The sequence below is a fragment of the Corynebacterium sp. HMSC074C05 genome (genome assembly GCF_001838325.1).
Lineage (GTDB): Bacteria > Actinomycetota > Actinomycetes > Mycobacteriales > Mycobacteriaceae > Corynebacterium > Corynebacterium amycolatum.
The window spans coordinates 152,538-161,006 of record NZ_KV836277.1; the positions used below are offsets into that span (position 1 = coordinate 152,538).

Consider the following 8,469-nt stretch of genomic DNA (forward strand, 5'->3'; position numbering starts at 1 on the left):
TCTTTTCCCACATATGTCTACCTCCGCCAAGCCCTTCCTCTTGCTTTCCACACGTGGCGAAGATGCCGCAGCTCACGCAGAACATCTCTCATTTGCCAGGAGATGTGGGTTGGCGCCGGCGAAGTTGCATCAAATTCGCCTGGAACAATCGCGTCCGGCCAATCTAAATCTTGATAACTACTCAGGAGTAATCGTTGGCGGAGGTCCCTTTAACGCCTCCGACGACGATAAGAGCTATCTACAAAAGGAGGTCGAGACCTGGTTTGAGGATTTGCTGGCAGAAGTGCTCGAGCGAGATTTCCCCTTCTTCGGAGCTTGTTATGGTGTCGGCCTGCTCGGTACTGCTGGTCATGGCCGGGTCTCCCGCAAGCACGGGGAGCAGGCAGCTGTAATCGAAGTAGCTGCAACGCCGGATGGAGAAGCAGACCCAATTCTTGAAGGTTTGCCGGCCCGTTTTCACGCCATCGTAGGCCACAAGGAGGCCATCGAAGAGCTTCCAGGCGACGCTACATTACTGGCAACTGGAAAGGACTGTCCAGTGCAGATGCTCCGGTTGGGCCACAATGCATATGCGACGCAGTTCCACCCGGAATTAGATGCCAACACGTTTGCCCAGCGTCTCCTGATTTACGCCAATCAGGGATACTATTTACCAGGAACAGATCTTGAAGCGGTATCGGCCGCGCGGCAGTTGGATGTTGCACGAAGTGGACGAATTCTTCAGAATTTCGTCCGGCTTCATACCGCTTGTAGAGGCTGATTAGTTTTATCTAGTGGCAATAAGCAAAAGGAATGTGATTGTCGCATGGAGAGGTGGAATCCCGATTCGGCACTTGCCGGACAGTCACCATCAATTGAAATGTCTGTGCTGCGATCCGGTGCGATTATTATTGCCGTCACCGGATTTTTGTGGCAGATTGAATCGGCTATTCGTTCTGTCCCCTTAGAAAACTTTCTGAGCCACTGGTTCCCTTTTGCATCACTACTCATATTCATTCTCAGCGATATGTTGCTGATTTGGGCAGTGATCAACAATACGCGGCGAGGCCTTATTGCCGCACTGCGTGTACCGATGTACATCATGTTGGTTTTCCTGATGTTGGTTTCAACCTATTGGGATCTGCCTCATAACTCCATTGGAAATGCACTCTGGTATAGCCCATTTTCAGGTTTGGCCCTCGCTGCATTTGCGCTGACGGTGCCACTCCACATCAGTTTGTCCGTGATGGTATTTGTTCCCGGACTGATTGCCGTCATTAATTCATGGTTGCTGGGGCACACTTTTTGGCTCGACATGTTGTCGGATGTCGGATTCAATCTCATCAACACTTTTCCATTTGTGATTATCGCGGGCTCTGCACAACCCGTCGCAAGGCTTATTGACTACACCTACGAGAATTCTCGGAAGGTCAATGAGAGAGCGGAGCGTATGCGTGTCCGCGGAGAGGCAATGAGTAGCTTCAACGCCTATGTTCATGACTATGTATTAGCCGCACTGTCTGCAATTGGTAAGGGCTCTAAGATTGACTTCTCGCTAGACGAGCAGACTGGGCTGTTTTTCTCGCCTCGGCAAACAGTAAGCGGTCGAACTTTTGCGGAGGCTGTACGGGCGCAATTGCTGTCGGTGAGCTCTGACATTTCGGTAACGCTAGATACCAGCGAAGAAGGCGGTCCAGTTCGTCTCCCAGGAGAAGTTGCTAACACGTTCCTATTAGCTGCAACTGAGGTGGCAAATAATGCCAAGCGTCATGCAGGTACCACGGCGGAAAAGAAGTGCCACATTCGTGTTGCCTCTGGCGAGGTCTCCATTGATTTTCGTGACGATGGCAGCGGGTTCGACCCCGAAGGAATTGACCCGCATCGTGCAGGTATTCGATTAAGTGTTAAAGGTCGAATGGAGGCCCTTCGTGGCGGAGATGCCGACGTTAAATCAAAACCTGGGAAAGGTACTCAGGTTATTCTCAAATGGCACGGTAATACCTCTCCTGTGGAAGAGGAAGATGTAGTCGATTCCTCGGCTCATACGACATCGCTGTATGACCTCATGGGAATGTCGATTGTTTTTTCCTGGCAGTTCTACGGCGCGATCGTCGGCGTGTTGTTCATGGTCCTAGTCAGTAATGGGCAATTATTTACGACGGCAGGACAAATCAGCCTGGCGTTAGCGATCGGTCTTCTCGGGCTAATTATGTATGGTCGCCATTCGCAATTGCCGTTGAATCGCGCATTTGTAATTGGTGTCGCAATTGTTGTATTAGCTGGGGTTGGGCTTTACCAGCCCATTCCAAATAATTTGGAATGGTCGTATTTCTGGCACTTTAGCTTAATTTCTTTTGCGTCTGCATTGCTCGCCATCCGCGGCCGACCCTGGGTTGCACTGAATTCAGTGCTCGGTGGCGCAATCCTGGTGGAGATACTCAAGTTCTTCCCCTTTTCCCCCTCGGATTCCACCCACATCAGTATCTCTGGAGTCGACCTGCTAGTTCGCTCCGTGATGCTGGTCGCTGGAATTTTGACGTCCATCATGGTCCGCTTTTTTATGCGTACCGTTCCGCAGTCTATTCAGGATTATAATCGTGCGCTGTACGCTGCCGGTGCTGCCAAAGAGTACGAAATCAGCAGCCAGAGCAACTACGAATGGCTGCAGCGTCGGGTCGGTCCCATATTTAGCGCCGCTGCAGTTTTGGATAAACCGACCCCGCGATTGCAGTTGCGTGCGCGTCTCACAGAGCAGCTCCTCCGAGACGTTCTACGTTCGCCGCATCTAAATGTCGGGTCACTTCACCAAGCTGTGTGGGACGCGCGGGCCAGAGGCGTTCATGTCCGGCTCCTCGATGACCGCAATCACACGCAGGCCGTTTCCGGTAGCACCGATGTGCGCCGTATTCCGCTTGTCGACGATGATTCCGCGGTGGCTAAGTTGATGCCGAGCTTCCTCGAAGCGATCGATAACGCCGAAGAAGGATCGGTAACAATTCGTCTATTGCCCCCGGGCAGACGTGCATTTGCATCCATTTCTGATGACAATGGAGTGCAAAGGTTTGATGAAGCCGGTGAGAGGATAGTGATGTCACGTGACTAGGGAGAACATTGCGGGAATGAGCAATGCTTCCATCGACGTCTCGGCTGCAATTGACTCCGACAACATCGGAGATTACAGCGTGCAGTCGGATCGTTTGCTTCGCGTTGCTGCGATTGATGATCATGCCTTGACGCTGCAGGGGCTCGAAACCCTGCTGTCTGCAGAGCCAGACTTTGAGCTCGTCGGCTGTTATCAAACCGTGCCGGCACTACTGGCTGATGTGGGCACTGATGATCGCCTGGATGTGGTCGTGCTGGATCTGCGGCTGGCGGATAATTCAGATCCAGCGCAGAACGTGCTCTCGCTGGAATTGGTCACCGACCACGTGCTCATTCTCTCGTCAGCTGAAAGCCCATACCTTGTCCGAAAGGCAGTGCGTACCGGAGTGATGGGGGTTGTTCAGAAATCGGAAACCCCGGAAACAGTCGTGTCTGCAGTACGGCTGGCGGCGCTTGGCAAGGGCGCGCTGACTACGGAATGGGCATCGGTAGTGGACTCTGATCCCCTGCTCGATTCTGTCGATTTGTCAGAACGCCAGCGTGAGGTACTGGAGCTCTACGCCTCCGGTGAGTCGACGAAGCGAGTCGCGTCGATGACAGGGCTGACACCGAATACCGTGTTGGACTACTTGGGCCGCATTCGAGCCAAGTATGCGGCAGCTGGCCGGGCCGAGAACAGCCTTAACAAGTCGGAGATGTATAGGCTCGCCCAGCAGGACGGTTACCTGCCTGGGCCAATGGATCCGTCTTAAGCCAGCTCGACGATTTCCATGTAGTCGTCACTCCAGAGGTCTTCCGTGCCGTCGGGAAGCACGATGACGCGCTCGGGCTCTAACGCCTTGACCGCACCTGGATCGTGGGTAACCAGTACGACGGCCCCGGTGTATGTACGCAGTGCGTCGAGCACCTGTTCGCGGGACTGAGGGTCGAGGTTGTTAGTGGGCTCGTCGAGAAGCAGGACGTTTGCGCGGGAGCTAACCAGCGTCGCCAGCGCTAGACGTGTCTTCTCACCACCGGAGAGGGTACCCGCTGGCTGCTGCAGCTTATCGCCGGAGAACATAAAGGCACCGAGTAGGCTCCGCAGTTCCGGCTCGTTGACGTCAGGGCAGGCGTAGACGGTGTTTTCCCAGACAGTCTTGTCCGGGTCAATCGTGTCATGTTCCTGGGCGAAGTAGCCGATGCGCAGGCCGTGGCCGGAGACGATGCCGCCTTCGCCATCGGTGCGCTCCACACCGGCGAGTAGCTTCAGTAGCGTCGTCTTACCAGCACCGTTGAAACCGAGGACAACCACGCGGGAACCCTTGTCAATCGCAAGATCCACACCGGCGAAGACTTCCAACGAGCCATACATCTTGGTCAGTCCCGTGGCGTTGAGTGGAGTCTTGCCACAGGGCGCCGGCTCTGGGAAGGAAATGTGGGCGACCTTGTCCTCGACGCGGACCTCGTCGAGACTATCCATCATACGCTCAGCACGAGCCACCATCTGCTTGGCCGCACGGGCTTTCGTCGCCTTCGCACCTAGCTTCTCGGCCTGCTTGCGCAGTGCGCTGGCCTTCTTCTCCGCGTTAGCGAACTCGCGGCGACGTCGAGCCTCATCGGTCGCGCGTGCCGACAAATAGTTCTTCCAGCCCATGTTGTACACATCAGCTTCGGCGCGCACCGCGTCGAGGAACCAGACTTTGTTACACACGGCCTCGAGCAGCTCGACATCGTGCGAGATCATAATCAAGCCGCCCTCATGCTTGCTGAGGAATTCGCGGAGCCAGGTAATCGAATCCGCATCGAGGTGGTTCGTCGGCTCGTCGAGAAGCAGTGTCGTGGCGGACTTGCCTGAGCCTTCGGTAGCGGCGAAGAGAATCTGAGCAAGTTCGACACGGCGGCGCTGACCACCCGAGAGCGTCTTCAGAGGCTGGTCGAGTATACGCTCCGGCAACCCCAGCGCGTCGCAAATGCGGGCTGCCTCAGCGTTCGCCTCGTAGCCGCCGAGATCGTGGTAGCGCTCCTCGAGACGCGAAAACTTCCGAATCGCCGCATCGCGCTTCGTGTCAGTGGTCGCGGTCTCCATGATCTCCTGCTGGCGATCCATGCTCCGGCGGATTTGGTCAAGGCCTCGCGCCGACAGCACACGGTCGCGGGCGGAGATGTCGATGTTGCCTTCGCGTGAGTCCTGTGGCAGGTAACCAATTGAGCCAGAGCGCACCACGGAGCCACCGTAGGGCTCAGTTTCGCCGGAGAGGATACGCATAGTCGTCGTTTTGCCAGCACCATTTCGCCCGACGAGTCCAATCCGGTCTCCCGGCTGGACGCGCAGCTGCTCACCCGGCGCAGTGAGCAGGGTACGGGCGCCGACTCGGACTTCAAGGTCATGGGTCACAATCACGAACGAGTAGCCTACCAGTTATGACTTCATTTCCCGTGACCGCCTCCGTCGTCGGCCTCGGGCCCGCCGGAAGAATCGCCGCCCACCGCGCATCCGCTCGCGGCTGGGATGTCACCGCTTACGACCCCGCCGGTGGCACACTGCCCTCGACGATTGGTCTCTGGTGCGACCAACTCCCCGACTGGTTGCCCAGCGATTTCCTCGCCGCCACTTTTCAACCCAGCGTCATTCTTGTCGACGGCACCGAACGTCAGCTCACCCGCACGTACGGCGTTGTTAACAACGACTGCCTGCAAAAACTTGGCGGTTTCCGCATCGAACGCCGCTCGCTCACCGATTCCGAATCCACGGGTGCTGACATCACGATTGTCACCACCGGGCGCGCACACGCCGCAGTCGGGCGAGGTGGACAGGTACGGCAGCTTGCCATCGGGCACATCTTTTCGCTTGACGACGTCCCTAGCGCCCACCGCCGCGCAGTCCTCATGGACTTCACTCCAGCAGACCTGAATGCCCCAGAGACAGAGCCGGCTAGTTTCTCCTATCGCATTTTCTTGGATGACAGGACCTTCCTCATTGAAGAGACCATCCTCGCTACTCCGACTCCTATGGTTGCCGGGCATCTCGACGAAACCGGTGCGGCAGTCGGCACCGGCGGTAAGGCCGATGACTCCGTACTTCTAGAGCTGTTGCGGAGACGCCAAAAAGCACGGTTGAAGTCCCTGGAGCTCTCGGAAGATCTGGCCATTGACGAAGAAGTGGTGTCCTTTCCCCTACTGGCAAACTTTCCCTCTCGCCGCGGTGCCTTGACGCACAACGGACCATCCATGGGCACCCTCTTCGGCTTTGCAGGCGGTTGGATGCATCCTGCCACTGGTTACTCGGTGGGGTCGGTTATCGAAGATGTCGACCGTTTCTTGGCCGATATGGAAAAGAAGGGAAGCCGGTCGCTGGGGACGTCGTTAAGCATGCGATTGCAACGATGGCTACGCGAACGTGGACTCGCGGCGTTGCTGGGGTTCGATGCACGACAGACGGGTGCGTTTTTTCGGGCGTTCTTTTCGTTGCCGGAGAAGGACGTGTTTGCCTATTTGATAGGGACATCCCCACTGACGACGCTTCGCGCTATGGCGAAAGTGGCAGTGCCTTTGCTGAAAAAGAGTCCGCGAACGTGCGGAAAGCTCATCGCAGGGTTTATGCGGGGACCTGGGAGATGGAGAAATCGTTGACGGGAAGCATATACATCAGCCGATTTGTGGGGTGATACCAACAATTAAAGCGGTGTGGTTTTTGCATTCACCGGAGTGGAAACGCTTATGATAAGTGAATGACTTCGACGCAATCTGAGGAGAATTCCTCACACAACCATAAGCTTCAGCGCAGGCTGAGAGCTCGCCACCTGAACATGATTGCCATTGGCGGTGCCATTGGCACGGGCCTGTTTGTTGCCTCCGGTGCGACCATTTCGCAGGCCGGTCCAGGCGGTGCGCTCATCGCTTACGCCCTTATCGGCATCATGGTGTGGCTGGTTATGCAGTCTCTCGGCGAGATGGCCGCCTACCTGCCAGTGCCCGGTTCCTTCCAGGAGTACGGTCGCCGATACGTCTCAGAATCCTTCGGCTTTGCCATGGGCTGGAACTACTGGTTTAATTGGGCGATTACTGTGGCCGCAGAGCTCGTCGCTGCTGCACTGGTGATGCGCTATTGGTTCCCGGATGTGCCTTCAATCGTCTGGTCCGCGCTCTTCCTCGCGATTCTATTCGGGCTGAATGCCCTGTCCGCACGTGCATTCGGCGAGGGTGAGTTCTGGTTTGCGACCATCAAGGTCATTACCGTTATCGTCTTCCTCGTTCTTGGTGTCGGCATGATTTTCGGCATCTTGGGTGGGTCCTCCCCCGGCTTTGAAAACTGGACCACGGGCGATGCCCCATTCGTCAACGGCGGAATGGGACTGCTGGCCGTTTTCGTCGTAGCCGGCTATTCCTTCCAGGGCACCGAGATGGTTGGTGTAGCAGCAGGTGAGGCTGAGGATCCTGAGCGCACCATTCCCCGCGCGATTCGCACTATCTTCTGGCGTATTCTGCTGTTCTACATCGGTGCCATCGCTGTTATTGGTTTCCTTATTGCGTACACTGACCCGAATCTTCTGAACGCGGCTGAGGACAACATTTCCATTTCACCGTTCACTCTGGTCTTTGAACGCGCAGGTATCGCGATTGCCGCTGGCCTGATGAACGCCGTCATTCTGACTTCGGTGTTGTCTGCGGGTAACTCCGGTATGTATGTGTCCACTCGTATGCTGTTTTCCCTGGCTCGCCAGGGACAGGCTCCGCGTTACTTCGGCAAGCTTTCCGGGCACGGCGTTCCGCTGCGCGCTCTGATCGCCACCGCTGTCATCGGTATGGCTGGCTTCATTACTTCATTGGTAGGTGATGGTGCGGCGTACACCTTCTTGCTGACGCTCTCTGCGCTCGCGGGTTTTATCACCTGGTTTGGTATCTCTTTCAGCCACTACCGCTTCCGCAAGTGTCTGAAGGCCCAGAATATCCCGTTGGATTCGCTTCCCTACAAGGCGAACTTTTTCCCCGCAGGTGCTGTGCTGGCACTGATTATGTGCTTCTTTGTTGTGGCCGGACAGGCACTTGACCCGATTCGCACTGGCGAGAATATCTTCGCTATCCTCACTCCGTACCTGGGTATTCCGGTCTTCGTCCTGCTGTGGTTCATCCATAAGAAGGCCACGGGCTCTAAGCTCGTTGACCCGGCCACCGCAGACATGAGTCGCGAATAGCTGCGAATGGCTGTGAATAGCTGCGAATGGCTGTGAATAGCTAATGCATCTCGCATCGAACTCTCACGACTCGGATTAGCAGTCGAAGACAATAGCGACCCCGCTTGGCACTCTTTTAGCGCCAGGTGGGGTCGCTTTTTAACTCTAAATCGGACAGCCCTAAAAAATTATGGGCCGCACGTGAGAATACGGGCTGCAAATGTGAAACTGTGCGAGT

Annotated in this window: 6 protein-coding genes; 5 read left to right on the forward strand and 1 reads right to left on the reverse strand. The window is 56.1% G+C overall.

All coding sequences use genetic code 11. From position 1 onward, the window contains the following. Positions 1 to 13 precede the first annotated feature (13 nt). The 3 genes from HMPREF3042_RS00645 to HMPREF3042_RS00655 are packed head-to-tail and all read left to right on the forward strand — an operon-like array spanning position 14 to position 3,833. On the forward strand, positions 14 to 760 hold the full coding sequence (locus tag HMPREF3042_RS00645) for a glutamine amidotransferase (protein WP_083308236.1): 747 nt from the start codon (positions 14 to 16) through the stop codon (positions 758 to 760). A gap of 45 nt (positions 761 to 805) precedes the next feature. Then, complete coding sequence (locus HMPREF3042_RS00650) at positions 806 to 3,082, forward strand: sensor histidine kinase (RefSeq protein WP_070601445.1); 2,277 nt, start codon at positions 806 to 808, stop codon at positions 3,080 to 3,082. Next, on the forward strand, positions 3,075 to 3,833 hold the full coding sequence (locus HMPREF3042_RS00655) for a response regulator transcription factor (protein WP_224786551.1): 759 nt from the start codon (positions 3,075 to 3,077) through the stop codon (positions 3,831 to 3,833). Before HMPREF3042_RS00650 ends, HMPREF3042_RS00655 begins: the two co-directional genes overlap by 8 nt. On the opposite strand, the gene HMPREF3042_RS00660 is transcribed toward HMPREF3042_RS00655, so the two are convergent. Beyond that, positions 3,830 to 5,461: an ABC-F family ATP-binding cassette domain-containing protein gene (locus HMPREF3042_RS00660; RefSeq protein ID WP_070601446.1), complete on the reverse strand. Its 1,632-nt coding sequence runs from the start codon at positions 5,459 to 5,461 to the stop codon at positions 3,830 to 3,832. The genes HMPREF3042_RS00655 and HMPREF3042_RS00660 overlap by 4 nt on opposite strands. Positions 5,462 to 5,481: 20 nt before the next feature. On the opposite strand from HMPREF3042_RS00660, the gene HMPREF3042_RS00665 reads away from it, so the two are divergent. Together HMPREF3042_RS00665 and HMPREF3042_RS00670 are read left to right on the forward strand one after the other, a co-directional pair. After that, entirely contained in the window at positions 5,482 to 6,690 is a 1,209-nt protein-coding gene (locus HMPREF3042_RS00665) for a lycopene cyclase family protein (protein ID WP_070855788.1), read from the forward strand. Positions 6,691 to 6,788: 98 nt separating this feature from the next. Then, a complete protein-coding gene (locus HMPREF3042_RS00670) occupies positions 6,789 to 8,252 on the forward strand; it encodes an amino acid permease (protein ID WP_070852231.1) in 1,464 nt (487 codons plus the stop codon). Positions 8,253 to 8,469: the final 217 nt, after the last annotated feature.